General features: G+C 63.8%; 16 protein-coding genes. 13 read left to right on the forward strand and 3 right to left on the reverse strand.

Features of this window, described 5'->3' with window-relative positions; all coding sequences use genetic code 11:
* Window positions 1-7 precede the first annotated feature (7 nt).
* The 13 genes from PLZ73_00655 to PLZ73_00715 are packed head-to-tail and all read left to right on the forward strand — an operon-like array spanning window position 8 to window position 13,905.
* Entirely contained in the window at window positions 8-1,180 is a 1,173-nt protein-coding gene (locus PLZ73_00655) for a 1-deoxy-D-xylulose-5-phosphate reductoisomerase (protein ID HOO76382.1), read from the forward strand.
* 6 nt (window positions 1,181-1,186) lie between these two features.
* On the forward strand, window positions 1,187-2,773 hold the full coding sequence (gene rseP, locus PLZ73_00660) for an RIP metalloprotease RseP (protein HOO76383.1): 1,587 nt from the start codon (window positions 1,187-1,189) through the stop codon (window positions 2,771-2,773).
* 4 nt (window positions 2,774-2,777) lie between these two features.
* Window positions 2,778-3,857 (forward strand): flavodoxin-dependent (E)-4-hydroxy-3-methylbut-2-enyl-diphosphate synthase, encoded by a 1,080-nt coding sequence (ispG, locus tag PLZ73_00665; protein ID HOO76384.1) that lies wholly within the window; start codon window positions 2,778-2,780, stop codon window positions 3,855-3,857.
* A 40-nt stretch (window positions 3,858-3,897) separates the two neighbouring features.
* On the forward strand, window positions 3,898-5,085 hold the full coding sequence (locus PLZ73_00670; GenBank protein ID HOO76385.1) for a glycosyltransferase family 39 protein: 1,188 nt from the start codon (window positions 3,898-3,900) through the stop codon (window positions 5,083-5,085).
* The gene (locus tag PLZ73_00675; protein HOO76386.1) at window positions 5,082-6,524 is read left to right on the forward strand and encodes a polysaccharide biosynthesis C-terminal domain-containing protein; all 1,443 of its coding nucleotides are present in this window, start codon (window positions 5,082-5,084) and stop codon (window positions 6,522-6,524) included. The genes PLZ73_00670 and PLZ73_00675 overlap by 4 nt, the downstream gene beginning before the upstream one ends.
* A complete protein-coding gene (locus PLZ73_00680; GenBank protein ID HOO76387.1) occupies window positions 6,521-7,759 on the forward strand; it encodes a glycosyltransferase in 1,239 nt (412 codons plus the stop codon). The genes PLZ73_00675 and PLZ73_00680 overlap by 4 nt, the downstream gene beginning before the upstream one ends.
* On the forward strand, window positions 7,752-8,768 hold the full coding sequence (locus tag PLZ73_00685) for a Gfo/Idh/MocA family oxidoreductase (GenBank protein ID HOO76388.1): 1,017 nt from the start codon (window positions 7,752-7,754) through the stop codon (window positions 8,766-8,768). Before PLZ73_00680 ends, PLZ73_00685 begins: the two co-directional genes overlap by 8 nt.
* 1 nt (window position 8,769) lies before the next feature.
* A complete protein-coding gene (locus tag PLZ73_00690) occupies window positions 8,770-9,387 on the forward strand; it encodes an acyltransferase (GenBank protein ID HOO76389.1) in 618 nt (205 codons plus the stop codon).
* Window positions 9,369-10,454, forward strand: a complete 1,086-nt coding sequence (locus PLZ73_00695; protein HOO76390.1) for a glycosyltransferase — start codon at window positions 9,369-9,371, stop codon at window positions 10,452-10,454. Before PLZ73_00690 ends, PLZ73_00695 begins: the two co-directional genes overlap by 19 nt.
* Window positions 10,451-11,278 (forward strand): polysaccharide deacetylase family protein, encoded by an 828-nt coding sequence (locus PLZ73_00700; protein ID HOO76391.1) that lies wholly within the window; start codon window positions 10,451-10,453, stop codon window positions 11,276-11,278. The genes PLZ73_00695 and PLZ73_00700 overlap by 4 nt, the downstream gene beginning before the upstream one ends.
* Window position 11,279: 1 nt before the next feature.
* Window positions 11,280-12,461: a glycosyltransferase gene (locus tag PLZ73_00705; GenBank protein ID HOO76392.1), complete on the forward strand. Its 1,182-nt coding sequence runs from the start codon at window positions 11,280-11,282 to the stop codon at window positions 12,459-12,461.
* Window positions 12,458-13,573: a radical SAM protein gene (locus PLZ73_00710; protein ID HOO76393.1), complete on the forward strand. Its 1,116-nt coding sequence runs from the start codon at window positions 12,458-12,460 to the stop codon at window positions 13,571-13,573. Before PLZ73_00705 ends, PLZ73_00710 begins: the two co-directional genes overlap by 4 nt.
* Complete coding sequence (locus PLZ73_00715) at window positions 13,570-13,905, forward strand: hypothetical protein (protein ID HOO76394.1); 336 nt, start codon at window positions 13,570-13,572, stop codon at window positions 13,903-13,905. Before PLZ73_00710 ends, PLZ73_00715 begins: the two co-directional genes overlap by 4 nt.
* Here PLZ73_00715 and PLZ73_00720 read toward each other — a convergent pair.
* Genes PLZ73_00720 through PLZ73_00730 form a run of 3 tightly spaced genes read right to left on the reverse strand, consistent with a single transcriptional unit; the run spans window position 13,836 to window position 16,261 of the window.
* Window positions 13,836-14,663, reverse strand: a complete 828-nt coding sequence (locus tag PLZ73_00720; GenBank protein ID HOO76395.1) for a flagellar motor protein MotB — start codon at window positions 14,661-14,663, stop codon at window positions 13,836-13,838. The two genes, PLZ73_00715 and PLZ73_00720, sit on opposite strands and share 70 nt — an antisense overlap.
* Window positions 14,664-14,665: 2 nt before the next feature.
* On the reverse strand, window positions 14,666-15,505 hold the full coding sequence (locus PLZ73_00725; protein HOO76396.1) for a flagellar motor protein MotB: 840 nt from the start codon (window positions 15,503-15,505) through the stop codon (window positions 14,666-14,668).
* Window positions 15,506-16,261, reverse strand: a complete 756-nt coding sequence (locus PLZ73_00730; GenBank protein ID HOO76397.1) for a MotA/TolQ/ExbB proton channel family protein — start codon at window positions 16,259-16,261, stop codon at window positions 15,506-15,508.
* Between the last annotated feature and the right edge of the window lie 2 nt (window positions 16,262-16,263).

Genomic DNA, 16,263 nt, shown 5'->3' on the forward strand with positions numbered 1-16,263 from the left:
CCCGGATATGGCGGACGTTCCGGAAAAGACGATTGCGGTTTTAGGCTCGACCGGCTCCATCGGGACCAACACGCTCGACGTCGTCCGCCGTTCCCGGGGAAGGTACCGGGTCGCGGCCCTGGCGGCGGGAAGAAACCTCCGGCTTCTCGAGGAACAAGCGCAAGAATTTTCCCCGGCTCTCGCCTGCGTCGATAGGGCGGAGGATGCGCGGATGCTGCAGGGGCGCCTGGGAAAGAAGGTCCGGGTGGTCTCCGGAGAGGAAGGCCTCTTCGAGACCGCGGGTATCCCCGCGGCCGACATGGTCCTGGTCGCCATCCCCGGAGTCGTCGCTCTCCTCCCGACCCTGGCGGCGATCGAGGCCGGGAAGGCGATCGCGCTGGCTTCCAAGGAAATACTGGTTTCGGCCGGAGACCTGTTCATGGCGGCGGTAGACCGGTGCGAGGCCGAGGTCATCCCCGTCGACAGCGAGCATTCAGGGGTTTTTCAATGCCTGCGCGGAGAGGACGGCGCCGAGGTGAGTAAAGTCGTCCTCACCGCCTCGGGGGGGCCGTTTCTCGATACCCCGGTCGGAGACCTGGCGTCCGTGACTCCGGCGCAAGCCCTGGCCCATCCGCGCTGGAAGATGGGGGCCAAGGTATCGCTCGATTCCGCGACCTTGATGAACAAGGGCTTGGAAGTGCTTGAAGCCCATCACCTTTTCCGGATCCCCCTGGATAAAATCGAGGTGGCGGTGCATCCGCAAAGCCTGGTCCACGCCCTGGTCGAAATGAAGGACGGGTCCCTCCTGGCGCAACTGGCCAATCCCGACATGCGCTTGCCCATCTCCTACGCCCTGGCCTGGCCCCGGCGGTCTCCCGTTCCATACGGACGTTTGGATATCAGGCAGGCGCCGGCCTTGACCTTCCGGGAGCCGGATCTGGAAAAATTTCCCTGCCTGGCCCTGGCTTATCGAGCCGGGGAAGTCGGCGGGACCATGCCCGCGGTCATGAACGCCGCCAACGAAACCGCCGCCGCCGCGTTTCTGGCGGGGGAAATAGGATTCCTGGACATTCCCACCGTCATCAGGCGCACGATGACCAGACATCGGGCGGTCCCGGTTCGGGAGATAGAAGACGTGCTCGAAGCGGACCGGGCCGCGCGAGAATTTTCCGTGCGGCTGTGCCGGGACCTGACGAGGTAAGAAGCCATGGGAGAGATAAGCTCGGTCGTACAGTTCGCCGGCAGCCTGTTGCGGTTCGCCCTGATTTTAGGGGCAATGATCTTCGTCCACGAGTTGGGGCATTTCCTGGTAGCCAAGTGGCGCGGCATCCGGGTCTTCTGTTTTTCTCTCGGTTTCGGCCCCCGGATACTGGGCTTCACGGCCCGGGGAACCGAATATCGCTTTTCCCTCGTGCCCCTGGGAGGATACGTGAAGATGGCCGGCCAGGAAGACCATCCGGGCCAGGAAACGGAAGCGGAAAAAAACGTCCCCGCTTACCAGAAGTTTTCCCACCGGAAAACCTGGGAGAAGATCGCGGTCATCGCCGCCGGGCCCGTGATGAACATCCTTTCGGCGGTCGTGATCTTCGCCTGTCTCTACACCGTAGGGTTCCTCATCCCCTCCTACAGCCACAGCACGCGCGTGGGCGCGGTGCTGCCCGACTCGCCCGCCGCCGGCGCCGGCATCGTATCCGGCGACTCCATCGTCGCCATCGACGGCCGGGAGATGGATTCCTGGAACGATATCGTGCTTTCGGTGCTTTTCAGCGGAGGCGAGCCTCTCGACGTAGCCGTGGCCGCCCGAGGGAGCCTCCGGCATTGTTCCCTGACCGCCGTCCCCATCCCGGGTTCCCGCTATCTTGGAATCGGGGTGCTCCCCTACGCGGAAGCGGTGGTGGAGGAGGTGTCTCCCGGATCTCCCGCCGCCGCCGCCGGCGTCGAACCGGGGGATCTGATCAGGAAGTTGGACGGGAAAGAAGTTTCGCTTTACCAGTTGACCGAGGATCTGGCCTCCCGGCCGGGCGATCCGCTTGCCCTCGAAGTCGAGCGGGGAGGGCGCTTCGAAACCTTGTCCCTGCTCAACGGTTCGGCGGGAGAGTTGGAGGGGATAGCGGTCCTCAAGGACGGGACGGTCCGGAAGATAGGGGAAGGAAAAGACGAGGACGGCCTGGCCGACGGGGACCGGATCCTGAAGATCGACGGAGAGGATCCGGGGCCGGAGGGAGCGGCTTCCTGGGTCGCTTCCCATCCGGACCGGGAGGCGATCCTGACCGTGCTCAGGGAGAAGGACGGCGAGGAAACTCCCGGTCGCGTGGAAATCAAGGTCAGCATCGGCCGTAGGGGGCTGATCGGGGTGGTCCTGGCCGCCCGCGAGATCGAGGAGCGGGTGCCGTTTCCCGCCTCCCTGATCCGGGCGGCCGCGGAAACGGAGCGGGAGATCAGGCTCTGGTTCTGGAGCATGGCCGGCCTGATCAGAGGAGATCTCAGCCACAAGGAACTGACGGGGCCGATCGGGATATACCAGGAGACCGAAAAGTTCGCCGAACGCGGCCTGGTCGAACTGCTCCGCTTCATCGCCTCGATCAGCATCATCATCGGCCTGGTCAACCTGCTGCCCATCCCGGTTCTGGACGGGGGGAATATCCTGATTATCGCGGTCGAGGGGATTATCCGGCGCCCCCTGGGGGAGCGGACGATGGCGGCGGTTCAATACGCGGGTTTGGGCTTGATCGCCATGATTTTTCTGTTGGTGTTTTACAACGACATCGTTTACCGGATATTGGGTCTGGAGTAGGGAGATGCGCCGGGAAGCCACCCGACAGTTGGAACTGGGTGCGGTCAGGGTGGGGGGAGGGGCTCCGGTGACGGTCCAGTCGATGACCACGACCGACACCCGCGATTCCATCCGGACGCTGGAACAGATCGGGCGCTTGGCCGCGGCCGGCTGCGAAATCGTGCGCTGCGCCGTTCCCGACGCCGAAGCCGCCCGTTCACTGGAGGAGATCTGCCGGGGGAGTTCGATCCCGGTGGTGGCCGACATCCATTTCGACTTTCGCCTGGCCTTGGCCGCGATCGAAGCGGGAGCGGCCGGAATCAGGATCAACCCCGGAAACATCGGGGCGGCCTGGAAGGTGGCCGAAGTGGTGAAAGCGAGCCGAGGCTCCGGCATTCCGATCCGGGTGGGAGTCAACGCCGGTTCTCTTCGGGACGAAGACGCCAGGCGCTTCGGCGGGGTCAATGCCCGCTCTCTGGCCGAGAGCGCCCTGCGGGAGGCGGATCTGATCGAAAAAAACGGGTATGATCGGGTCAAGATCTCGGCCAAGGCGTTCGATCCGGGGGTGACCGTGGAAGCTTACCGGATTATCTCGGAACGAACTTCCGCGCCCCTCCATTTGGGCATCACCGAAGCCGGACCGGGCCTACCCGCGATCGTCCGCTCTGCGGCCGGGATCGGGGCCCTCCTGCTGGAGGGACTGGGGGATACGATCCGGATTTCGCTGACGGCGGATCCGATCGAGGAAGTGGAGGTGGGAAAAGAGCTTCTCCAGGCCGTCGGTTTGAGAAAATTCGGCCCGGTCATCGTCAGTTGTCCCACCTGCGGACGCACCGAGATCGATCTGGTTTCCCTGGTCGGCCGGATCAGGGAGCGGCTTTGCCTCCATCCCGAAGCTTCCAGATGGGCCGGGGTGACCATCGCGGTAATGGGCTGCGTAGTCAACGGCCCGGGAGAGGCCCGGCAGGCGGACGTGGGGGTGGCGGCGGGAAAGGATTCGGCGGTTCTTTTTCGGAGCGGCCGCGTCGTCCGCAGGCTCTCGGTCCCGGAAATCATACCCGCCCTGCTGGAGGAACTGGAGACCCTCTCCCCCCAAAAGGGGTAACGTCGTTTTCTCGTTCGAACCCGGGCGGCTCGGATTCTGGATGAAAACTCGGGTATCAATCGCGGTTCTGCTGGTTTTTCTGGCCGCGCTCGGCCTGCGCTGGGGATACGGCGCGGGCCAGGAACGGCGCGCCCGCGATCAGGACGAGGGCGTCTACCTGGCTATCGCCCGTAATTTCACGGCCGGACAAGGGCTGGTTCTCTCTCCCTGGCGCCGCGCGGCGTTTCCCCCGGGGTACCCCTTGTTTCTGGCTTTTCTGGAGAAGGCGGGGTGGGGGAGTTGGCCGCGGCTCAGGTTCGTACAGGGATTTCTGGGGGCCCTGACCGCGGTATCGCTCTATTTTCAGGCTCGTCTTTGTTTCCGGCGGTTTTCCTGGAACGGTACCGCCGGGATCTGGGCGGCGGTTTTGGCCGCCGTCTGGCCTCCGCTGATCGTGTACGCTGCCCGGGCGATGACCGAGACCTTGTTTCTTTTCCTGCTGCAGTCGGGAATGGTTCTGGTGCTGGCGGCCGAGCGCGGCCTCCGGGGGGGCGCTCCCGCCGGAGGAGTTCTCCTGGGGGCGGCGGCTCTCTGCCGGCCCGTCATCCTTCCCTTTCTGCCGGCGGCCCTGTTCTGGCTGGCGCTCCCCGGCGTCGGCGGCCGCCGCTGCTACTTCCGGGCGGGATGGTTCGCGGCGGCGGCGGTTGTGGTCCTGACGCCATGGACCTGGCGGAATTTTCGCTTGTTCGGGGCGCTGGTCCCCGTCGCCACTCAGTCCGGAAATATCCTTTATCTGGCCAACAACCCGGTGGCGACGGGAGGCACCGGGAGCATCGCCCGCCTGATCGAGAGCGGGGTTTATCATACCGGGGAAAAGGAGGACGAGATCGCCTACAGCCGCGCTTACGGCTCCGCCGCGCTCAAACACATCGCCGCCGACCCCCGGCGGTTTCTATCTCTCTCCCGCCGGCGCCTGATCTGGTTCCTCCATCTCGACGGACACGGGAACGTGCCGGCGGCCACGGCGGCTCTCTGGACGCTGTTTATCCTGGCTGCGGTGGGGATGGCGGTCTCCCGGCGGAGTCCGCGGGAGATATTCCTGCCGCTCTTCCTGATCCTGGAAATCGTGGTCACCCACATGATAGTCCCGCCCGAGGGACGTTACCGGTTGGCGATGATGCCGCAGATCATGCTCTTCGCCGCCGCCGCGCTGGCGTGGGCGGTTGTCCCGGCGGGGGACGAACGGTGACCGGGGACCGGAACTCGGTGGCCTCCAACGCCGCCGCGCTCCTGGTTTCACGGGTGCTGCGCATGGCGGTATCCCTGGGGGTGGCGTTGTTGTTGGCCCGGCACCTGGGGCCGAAACTCTACGGAGATTGGACGGTAGCCAACTCCCTCTGCGCCCTGGCGGCGGTCTGGCTCTCGTTGGGAATGGAAAAGATAGCCATCCGCGCCGCAGTCCGCGACCCCGCTTCTTCCGGACGGTATTTCGGGGCGGTCTTCTGCCTGAGAATTCTGGCGTTTCCTTTCTACCTGGCGGTCATCCTCTCGGTCGGCCTGGTGATGGGATGGTCCGGCCGGCTGATCCCGGTCCTGGCGGTGCTCGCGGGCGTTTATTTTCTCAATACTCTCGGAGAAGCGGGCGTGATCGCCTGGAGGTCCCGGGAGCGGATGTGGTATGAAGCCGCCGTCGGCGCCGGCAAGGATCTGTTGCTTTTAGGCATGGTCCTACTGCTAACGGTCCGGGGGGCGGATCTGATCGAGTTTGCCGGGGGATACCTGGCGGTGGCTCTGGTCTGGCTGGCGGGGACGTTGATCCTGATTTACCTGATCTTCTTTTCTCCCCGGCCCGTCTGGGATCTCCGCCTCTTCCGGTTCCTGGTCCTGTCGGGTTTTCCGGTTGCCGTGGCCGTCTTCTGCAACGGATTTCAGGATCTCAGCCGGGTGCTGATCGAACATCTGCTCGGTCCCCGGGCGGCGGGTTATTTCGGGGCCGCCGGACTGCCCCTGAAGGGGTTGGAAATTCTGGCCGTTTCCCTGATGGGGGCGATATTCCCGGGGTTAAGCCGGCAAGGGAGGGGGGGCGGGGACGATGCCTTGGTATTGGCCGCCAAGGCGGGCAAACTGTTCTTCCTGGCCGGCTTGCCGTTCGTCTTTGTCTCGATGATGCTTTCTCCGCGGATCATGGGGGTGCTCTTCGGGGAAGACTATCTTCCCGGCGCCGGGGTTTTGGCGGTTTTGGGGAGTTCCTCCCTGTTTCTCCTTCTTAACCATCTCTGCTACGGAATGATGGTGGCTACCGGCCGCGAGCGCCTGTTCGCGGTGATCATGTTCGCGGCCGCCGCCGCCAATGCCCTTCTCGTCTGTATCCTGGTTTCCCTCTGGGGGATGATGGGGGGCGCTTGGGCGTTTTTTCTGGTACAAATGGCGGTGTTGGCGGCGTTTCTGCGCATTCTCGGGCCGCGGTTCCGACGGGCGGTGCTGCCCCGGGAGAGGGGACGGCTGTTGGCGGCTGCGGCCGCCGCCGCCGGGGTTGTCTGGGTTCTGAAACTCGCCGGTTTGGGCTTATGGGCGGCGGCGGGTGCGGGGACGGTCGTCTATCTGTCCGCGGCGGCGGTGTCGGGCGCGCTGGATAAGGAACTGCTGCGGGCGGCGGCTCTGGTGAGGAATCTGAAAGGAAAAAGATGAAAACGGCGTTCGTGTTCTCCCAATTTCCCTGCTATGACGAGGCTTTCATGCTCCGGGAGATGGATTTTCTGCAGAAAGAGATCGAGTATATCATTCTTTCCATCAAGAAAGCTGACCGCGATCCCGTGGTTCACGCCGCCGGGGCCGCCCTGAAACAAAAGACCTGCTACAGTCGCCTGTTCTGGAGTCGACGGGTGCTGCTGGCCAACCTGGCGGCTTTCATCGCTTCCCCGCTCCGTTACCTCAAGGCCTTGATCCTGGCGGTCCGGCTCGGGTTCCCCGACCCGGAATTCATGGGAAAGTCGCTGGCCCTGTTCCCCCAGGCCGTTTATTTCGCCGCTCTCTGCCGGACCCGGGAAATCGCGGCGGTTCACGGCCAGTGGGCGACCTATCCGGCGGTGACCGCCGCCGTCATCGCGGTCTTCAACGGAATCCCCTTCAGTTTCACCGGCCACGCTCACGATATCTATCTCAAAACGGCCGGCCTGAAGCTCAAAATGGAAATGGCCCGGTTCATCCTCACCTGTACCCGGGACAACGTCCGTCGTCTTCTCTCGGTGGCCCCGGCCCTGCCGTCCGATAAAATCAGAGTGGTCCACCATGGGGTGGATTGCCGACGGTATCCTTTCCGCCCTCCCTCGTTTCACGCCGGGCGGGAATTCAGGATACTTTCGGTCGGGAGTCTTTTCGAATGCAAAGGCTTCGAGTATCTGATCGACGCCTGCCGGATTCTGAACGAGAAGGGGGTCGATTTCCGCTGCCGCATCGTCGGCGGCGGCTATCTGGAAGAGAAATTAAAGGAACGCGCCCGGGCTGCGGCCGTGGGCGGGCTGGTCGAATTTACCGGTTATCAGAGCCAGGAGAAGATGCCTGAGCACTACCGCTGGGGAGACCTTTTCGTGCTCCCCGCCGTCACCAGAATCCACTGGGGAATTCCCAACGTCCTCATCGAAGCCCTGGCCAGCGGGGTGCCCGTGGCCTGTACCCCGCTGCCGTCGCTCCCGGAACTGATCGGAAACCCCGTCTGCGGATTCACGATTCCGGAGGGAGACGCCGGGGCCATCGCCGGCCTGGTCCGCCGGGTAGCGTCCGATCCCGGTGTTCTCGGCGAATACGCCCGCCGGGGCAGAAGAAAAATCGAAGAAGAGTGGGATATCGTCCGGACTTCGGCGATAATCGCCGGGTTGTTGAACGACACCGGCACAACGCACAACCGGGGGCAAGATCATGGTTGAAGTGGGAATTATCGGGATCGGAGGATGGGGGAAGAACCTTCTACGCACTTTTTACTCGCTGCCCGGGGTCCGCGTGGCCGCCGCCGCCGATCTGGTCGAGGAGAGGAGGGCGGACGCCGCCGAAAAATATCCGGGTTTGAACCTGATCGGCGACCATCGGGAGATCATGGGCGACCCCGCGATCGAGGCGGTGGTGGTGGCCACTCCCGGAGCTACCCACCACCGGTTGGTGATGGAAGCGCTGGCGGCGGGGAAAGACGTTTACGTCGAAAAGCCGATGGCTCTTTCCGCTCAAGATTGCCGGGAGATCGTGGCCAAGGCCCAAGCGGAGGAAAGGATCGTGATGGTCGGTCATCTTCTTCTTTACCACCCCGCGGTCGTAAAGATGAAGGAAGAACTGGACGCGGGGAACTTGGGCGACCCGTACTACCTCTATGCCCAGCGGTTGAACCTGGGCAAGATCCGCCGCAGCGAAAACGCGTTGTGGACGTTCGCGCCGCACGACATCTCCGTCGCCCTCCACCTGATCGGGGCCGAACCGGTTTCGGTATCGGCCTGGGGGGAGTCGTACGTCCAGCCGGAAGTGGAGGACGTGGTTTTCGCGCGCATCGCCTTCCCGGGAAAGGTCATGGCCCATATCCACGTCAGCTGGCTCGATCCGCACAAAGTCCGCAAGATCACCCTGGTCGGGAGCCGGAAGATGATGGTTTTCGACGATATGGACAAGAACGCCCCCCTGAGGATATACGACAAGGGAGTGCCCGAAGACCTGGAATACGACAGCTACGGGGAGTACCTGACGTTGCGTTACGGGGACGAATATGTGCCCGCCGTCAGGGCCGGGGAACCGCTGGGCCTGGAGTGCGCCCATTTCGTGGAATGCGTGCGGGAGCGGCGTTTCCCCCTGACCGACGGCCGCAACGGCTTGCGGGCGGTCCGGGTCCTGGAGGCGGCCCAGGAATCGCTCCGACGGGGGGGCAAGGTTATCGCGTTGAACGAGGAACGATGAAATGAAAAACGGCTTTTTCGTCCACGAATCGAGTTACGTGGATCCCGGGGCTTCCGTCGGGGAGGGGACCAAGGTCTGGCATTTCTGCCATGTCCTTCCCGGCGCGGTCATCGGGAAGAACTGTTCGCTGGGGCAGAACGTCAACGTCGGGGGAGCGGCCGTCGTCGGGGATCGGGTCAAGATCCAGAACAACGTGTCCATCTACGACAGCGTGGTGATCGAAGACGACGTGTTCTGCGGGCCGTCCATGGTGTTCACCAACGTGTTCAATCCCCGCAGCGAAGTGGTGCGCAAGCACGAATACCGCGGCACTCTGGTGAAAAAGGGAGCCTCGATCGGCGCCAACGCCACCATCGTCTGCGGAACCACGATCGGAGCCTACGCCTTTGTCGGAGCGGGCGCCGTGGTCACCCGCGACGTCCCCGATTTCGCCCTGGCCTACGGAAACCCGGCCCGGGTTCGCGGTTGGATCTGCCGCTGCGGGATCAACCTCGATTTCGAGGGGGAATCGGCGGGCTGCGGGAACTGCGGCCGCCGCTACCGGCTGGAAGCCGGCCGGGTCAACGAAGTCGGGAACCCGGAGGAAGAGAGCGCGGGCACGTGCGAATCGCCTATGTGATCGACAAGATGGTCCGGGCCGGCGCCCAGCGCCACCTGGCGCAGGTGATCCGGGGGATCGGGGACCGTGGCCACCAACCGATCCTGTGCTGCCTCCTCTATGCCGGACCTCTGGGTGAAGAGTTGGAGAAAGCAGGTGTGCCGGTTTCGGTGCTGGGCCTGAAAGGAGTGGTGGGAAGAGATTTTTTCCGGGCGGTGTCCGCTCTCCGCCGGCTCTGCGTCAGCGAGGATATCGATATTATCCACGCCTATCTCTTCGCGGCCAACATCGTCGCTCCCTGGGCGGGGCTGTTTTCCGGGAGGAGGGTGATCACCAGCCGCCGGGACGACGGTTTCTGGAAACGCCCCCGGCATATCATCGCCCATCGGCTGGGAAACGTCTTCACCTCCCGGGTGACCGCCAACTCCCGGTCCGTGGTCGAATACCTGCGCCTCCGGGAACACCTTCCCGGGAAGCGGATCAGTCTGATCTACAACGGCATCGACCCCCGGCCCCCCTCCGCTCCGCGTCCGGCCCGAAAAACGGTTCGGATCGGATGCCTGGGCAACATCCGGCCGGTCAAAGGCTACGAAGATATGGTGAAAGCCCTGGCTCGGCTCGATCCGGGGCTCTCCTGGGAAGCGCACATCGCCGGACGCGATTTGGAGCGCGACCACGCCCTGTTTCTGAAAAACCTGGTCCGGGAAACGGGCCTGGAGAAAAGAGTCGTCTGGACGGGCGAGATCGACGAACCGTACGCCTTTCTCGAAAGTCTGGATATTTTCGTTCTCCCCTCCCGCTCCGAGGGTTTCTCCAACTCCCTCCTGGAAGCGATGAGCTGTGCGTGCCCGGTGGTCGCGACCGCGGTGGGAGCGAATGACGAAGTGATCCGCGCCGGCCGCGACGGCATCGTCGTCCCTCCCGCGGATCCCGCCGCGCTCGCCCGGGAACTGGAGAAGCTGGTCGTCTCCGCAACCCGGCGGGAAAGCTGGGGGCGGTCGGCGCGGCTGCGCGCCCGGGAGTTCTCGACCCGGAAGATGCTCGGGCAAATGGACGCGCTCTACCGTGAGGTGGGGGGGGGAAGATGAGCAGGCCGGCCCGTGCTATCCGTTCCGGGGCGTTTGCGGCCGGCGCGCTCCCCGCCGCCGCCGCCGCGATCTGGCGGGGACGGGGGGTGCGGGTGCTTACCTATCACCGGATCGACGATCTCCCCGGAGACCGACTGGGGGTTAGTCCCGGTATTTTCAGAACCCATCTGAAGACGATTAGGGACCGGGGGTACCGGGTCGTTACCCTTGACGATCTTCTCGACGCTCCCGCCGCTGCTCGACCCCCCGATTCTCCCCGGCTGGTCATCACGTTCGACGACGGCTACCGGGACTGGTATGATAACGCCTTCCCGATATTGCAGGAGTTTTCTTACCCGGGGGTATTTTTCCTGACCGTGGGGCTGGTGGACGGAAGCGCCGAAATTCCCCGTTATCGGACCTTGGCCGCCGAACGCCGCCGGGCGCTGACGCCGGGGCAGATCGCGGATATGGCCGGCGCGGGCATGCGCTTCGAGTCCCACGGCGTCACCCACCGGGAAATGCCTGCTTTGTCCCCCGGGGAGAGGAATGGCGAGTTGAAGGAAAGCGCGCGGAAGATCGCGGAATGGACGGGTCGAGCTCCCGGTTGGTTCGCTTTTCCCCGGGGCAAGTACGTCCCGGAGATGATCGGGGAACTGCGGGGCGCCGGTTATCGGGGTGCGGTGACGGTGGATCCCGGCAGCAACGTTCGGTTCCGCGGGTACCCGCTGGTGAGAAGAACCGAGATATCCGCCGACGACTCCCTTTGCGATTTCGGGTTCAAGCTCCGCGGAGGTGCCGATTTCATTCACCGGCTCCGGCGCGGCCGGGGAGAAGGAAGCTAGGATGGACCCCGTGCGGCCGGTCAGGATTCTGCATCTCATCGACAGCCTTCCCCGCGAAGGGGCGGAGATGCTGCTCTTCGATCTGATTCAAAGAAGCGATCGGAGCCTGCTGGATTTTTCGGTGTGCTCGCTCACGGGCGGGGGAGGGGTGGAGAAGATGCTGGCGGAGCTGGGAGTCGCCGTTCATCTGCTGGGTCGCCGTTCGCCCGGGGACGTGTCGGCTTTCCGGCGTCTGTGCCGGATTATCCGCTCCGGCGGGGTCGAGATCGTGCATACGCATATTTTTTCCAGCCATCTGTGGGGGGCGGCGGCGGGCCGCCGATGCGGGGCGAAGGTGATGAGGACCGAGCATAATATGTCCGCCTGGAAGCGGGGTTGGCGGGCGCGGGCCGACCGGGTCTTGGCCCGGATGACCGACCGGGCGATCGCGGTCTCGGAACCGGTGCGGACGTCGCTGATCGAGGTCAGCGGTTTCGCCCCCGACCGGGTGGTCACGATCGCCAACGGTCTTAATCTGCGCCGGATCGGGGCCATGGCCGGGGAGACGAAGATACGCCAGGAATTGGGGCTGAGCCCGGCAAGTCTCGTGGCGGGGACTTCGGCCGCGCTTACGCCCAAAAAAGGGCATCGCTACCTGCTGGATGCGGCGGCCCTTTTACGAGCCGATTTCCCCGGCCTCCATTTCCTCCTGCTCGGGGAAGGGGAACTGCGGGAAGAGATCGCGGAGGGAATCCGCGCCCGGAATCTGCAGGGCACCGTGCATCTTCTCGGTTCGCGCCCCGACGCTCTCGAGATCGTCGCCGGTCTCGACGTCTTTGTGATGAGTTCCGTGAGGGAAGGCCTTTCCATCGCCCTCCTGGAAGCGATGGCATTGGAAAGGCCGGTGGTGGTGACGGCCGTGGGGGGCGCGGTGGATGTCATCGAGGACGGGGTTTCGGGGGTGCTCGTTCCCGAACGGGACGCGCGGGCCCTGGCCGCGGGGATAACCTCGGTCCTTTCCTCCCCGGCCCGGTCGGTTCGGATGGGGCGGCGCGCCCGGACCGCCGTCGAGGAACGGTTCGACTTCGACCGGATGGTCCGCAGGTACGAAGAGGAATACCTGCGCCTGGTCCGCCCCCCCGGGAAGCGGTTGCCGGAAGAGGTCGGCTCGGGTACCATGGCTTCGGGAAAAATCGAGCGATGAGCGTCTGGAATTACTTCAAATACGGCCGGCGGCTTTTCTATAAACGCAACGCTTCGCCGCTGTACCTGGTTTTTTTCGTTACCGAGCGCTGCAACGCCCGTTGCCGCCACTGTCTTCTGGGGGGAATCCATCCCGGTCGCGACGAACTTACCCTGGAAGAGATCGAGCGGGTTTCCCGCTCGATGGACGATTTTCTTTTTCTGCTCCCCACCGGGGGGGAGCCGTTTCTTCGTTCCGACCTTCCCGAGATCGTGGAGGTGTTCTACCGCAACAACCATATCCAGAACGTAGGCATTCCCACCAACGGCGGTCTGACGGAGAAAGTGGTGGGGGCGGTGGAAGAGATCCTGCGCCGCTGTCCGGGGCTGGATTTGATGGTGGATGTCTCCATCGACGGAATCGGCCCCGATCACGACGAGATCCGCCGGGTGCCCGGGCTCTTCGAAAAAGCCATGGAGACCTTCCGGCGCCTGAAGGAGATCGACGCCGCGCACCCCCGGTTCACGGCCAGCATAGAAACCACGGTTTCTTCCTTCAACGACGATAAACTGGAAGACATGTTCCGCTATTTCACCGAGAAAGCCGGAGCGCAATCCATATTCACGCTCCTCTGCCGGGGCAAACCCATGGAGCCGGCCGCCAAATTTTTCGACATCGAACGCTACACCCGTTACGCCGAAGCCCTGGAAGCGGGGATGATGCGGCGACGGCTCACCGGGTACGATAAGTTCCCCTTCGCCGACCTGATCAACGCCAAACGGATCGTGCGCCACCGCCTCATCGGCAGAATCATCCGCGAGAACAGGATGGTCCTTCCCTGCTACGCGGGGATACTGGGCGCCGCGCTCTTCGCCAACGGCGACGTGCTCCCCTGCGAGCTGCATTCGGATCTGACCATGGGAAACGTCAGGGAAGCAGGATACGATTTCAAGCGGATCTGGTTCGGCGCCGCCGCCGTCCGCGCCCGGGAAACCATCAGGAAACAGAAGTGTTTCTGCACCTATGAGTGTTTTCTCACCCTCAACATCCTCTTCAATCCCCGCATGTATCCGCAGCTCATCAAGGAATATCTGAAGGTGAAGTGGGCGAAGCTGTTCGGGAGGCGGCAGTGAGCGGACGAGCCAAACCGCCGAAGCTTCATTATGTCCGCCCCCGGCGCTGGATCAGCGTTTCGTCGCCTCGGGCGGACGATATCGGCAAAAGGCCCCAACTGACCCGAAACTACATCTTTCTGGTGGTGGGGCTGGCGATCGTCGCCGGCGCCCTGATCGGATGGGGTATCGGGATCGGGATCAACCGGGCCGTGCACATCAACACCCGCCTGGAGCCCGTCGGCGGTGATTCAGCGAAACCCGCGTCCGGCGCTTTCAGCGCTTATTCGGAGGCGCCCGAAATCGAACTGTCCGCCGGCGAACTCTCGCCTTCGCTGAAGGCGGTGCGCTGAACGATCTCGATCTCCACCCGCCGGTTCCGGGCGCGGCCTTCCGGGGTTTCGTTGGAGGCCACCGGTTTTTGGGAGCCGTAGCCGACGGCGCTGAACCGGGCCGGGTCGACCTGGTGGGAATCGATGAAATAGCGCAGCACGGCCGCGGCCCGGGCGCTGGAAAGTTCCCAATTGGAAGGATACAGCGGCGTGTGAATGGGCGTGGAGTCGGTGTAGCCGCCGATCCGGACCTGGTAGGGGTTGAGTTCGAAAAACGCCGCCAGCCGATCGAGCAGTTCCCGGGCCTGGGGCCGGAGAACGGCTTTGCCCGGAGAGAAGAGGAACGGGGCCAGGGGCACGATCGTCACCTTCCAGCGCGAAACCTCGACCCGAACGAACCGTTCCAGACCCTGGTCGACGACGTACTGCTTGATCTCCTCCCCGAGCTTCTGGAGTTCGTCCACCCGCTCCAGTTCCTTGAGCAGGGGCGACTCCAGTTTTTCCAGTTTGACGATCAGATCGGGGTCGGCTTCCCGGACCTCGACCAGAGGGACGTTGTCCGGGGCCTCGACATCGGCCTGGTCGGTCTGGATGAATTTCTTCCCCGCGATCCAGGCGGGGTTGATCTTGAGGGCGAGCATGGTGGCCAGGATGATGAAGAAGGTCATGAGCAGGGTGGCCATGTCCGAATAGGTGGTCATCCAATCCGGAGGCCAGGTCGCCTCCAGGTCCCCGGACCCGGTTTCCTGGGTTCCCCTGGTTCTTCGCCGCGCCGCCATGGCTATCCCTTGTCCAGCATCTCCGAACTGATATACATGTGAAATTCGATCCGCCGGTTCCGGGCCCGGTGCTCGGGCGTGTCGTTGGGGAAACGGGGCAGGGAGTCGCCGTAGCCGCTGACCGAGATCAGGCTGGCGGGGATCCCGCCGTGCTCGATCAGATAGCGCCCGGCCGCCACCGCCCGGGCGCTGGAGAGCTCCCAGTTGCTGGGGAACCGGCGCCGGTGGCAGGGGTGGATGGGGACGGAGTCGGTGTGGCCCTCGATCCGGATCGCGGCCCCGGTCCCCCGCAGCAGCGCGGCGATCTTATCGAGGATGGGGTAGAAAGCGGGCTGCAGCGTGTCCGATCCTTCTCGGAAAAGGATGTCGGTGGTGGTGGGGATGAGAACGACGTCCTCGGCGGTGACCTTGATTTCGATGTCCCGGGCGACGCCGGTTTGGGCCAGGGTCTCCTTGATCTCCTCGGCCTTCTCCTGGATGGGCCGGAGTTCGTCGACGGCCAACTCCTGTTGGGGGGAAATATTGCGGGCCAGATCGGCCACGCGTTTTTTGACCATCACCTGGCGGGGTTGATCTCCCTTTTTAATATCGGTCTGTTCTTCGGCGATTCCCCGGACGATCTTGCTCGATGATTCCTTGGCGATCTCGATCCATTCCTGGGGCAGCCCCATCATGGTGTTGGCGTACCAGAGCACGAAGAAAGTGAGCAGGATCGTGGTCATATCCGAATAAGTGGTCATCCACTTCGGCGGCCACTCCCCCTCCAGCCCTCCTTCCTGAACGTCGGGCTCGATGCGGGTCCGCTCGACCAGGGGATCGCCGGCTTTCTTCTTTCTCGGCAATCACTGCCTCCCGGCCAGGTAGGCCTTGAGTTTCTCCCGGACGATCTGGGAATTGTCCCCCGCCTGGATGGATGCGATGCCTTCGATGATGATCTCGCGGGTGAGGGCCATGTTGGTGTTGTAGACCCGGATTTTGCCGGCGATGGGCATACAGAAAAGCCCGGCCAAAACGATTCCGTAGAAGGTGGTCATCAGGGCCACGGACATGTTGGGGGCGATGGTCTCCACGTCGGAGAGGGTTCTCAGCAGCAGGATCAGCCCGACCAGGGTCCCGACCATCCCGAAGAGGGGGGCGTAGACCGAGATGTCGCGCCAGAGCCGTTCGTCGGTGGAGATCTTCATGTGCAGGTAGTCGGAGACGGTCTCGAGGATCCCCCGGGTGACTTCGGGGTCGGTTCCGTCCGCCACCAGGTCGACGCCGATGTCGAGCAGGGGGTAGCGGCCGTTGGTGGAGAGCTCCCGGATGGCCATGAACCCTTCCCGGCGGGCCTTGACCGCCATGTCGACGATGATCTCGATCACGGACTCCGGGCTGAGCACCCGGGTGACCAGAGTGAAACGGAAAGCCTTGAGGCCGTCCACGATCTGGCGGATGCTGAAGTTGATAAGGATGGCGGCCGAGGTACCCCCGAAGACGATCAGGACCGACGGCCAGTTGACGAAGTACCCCACCATCTCCATGCCCCCCCTGAGGAAGATGGAGAAGAAGATAACGCAGAACCCGATGATGAAGCCGATAATGGTCGTCAGTCGCATGG

It is taken from the genome of bacterium (assembly GCA_035380285.1).
Taxonomy (GTDB): Bacteria; Auribacterota; Erginobacteria; order Erginobacterales; family DAOSXE01; genus DAOSXE01.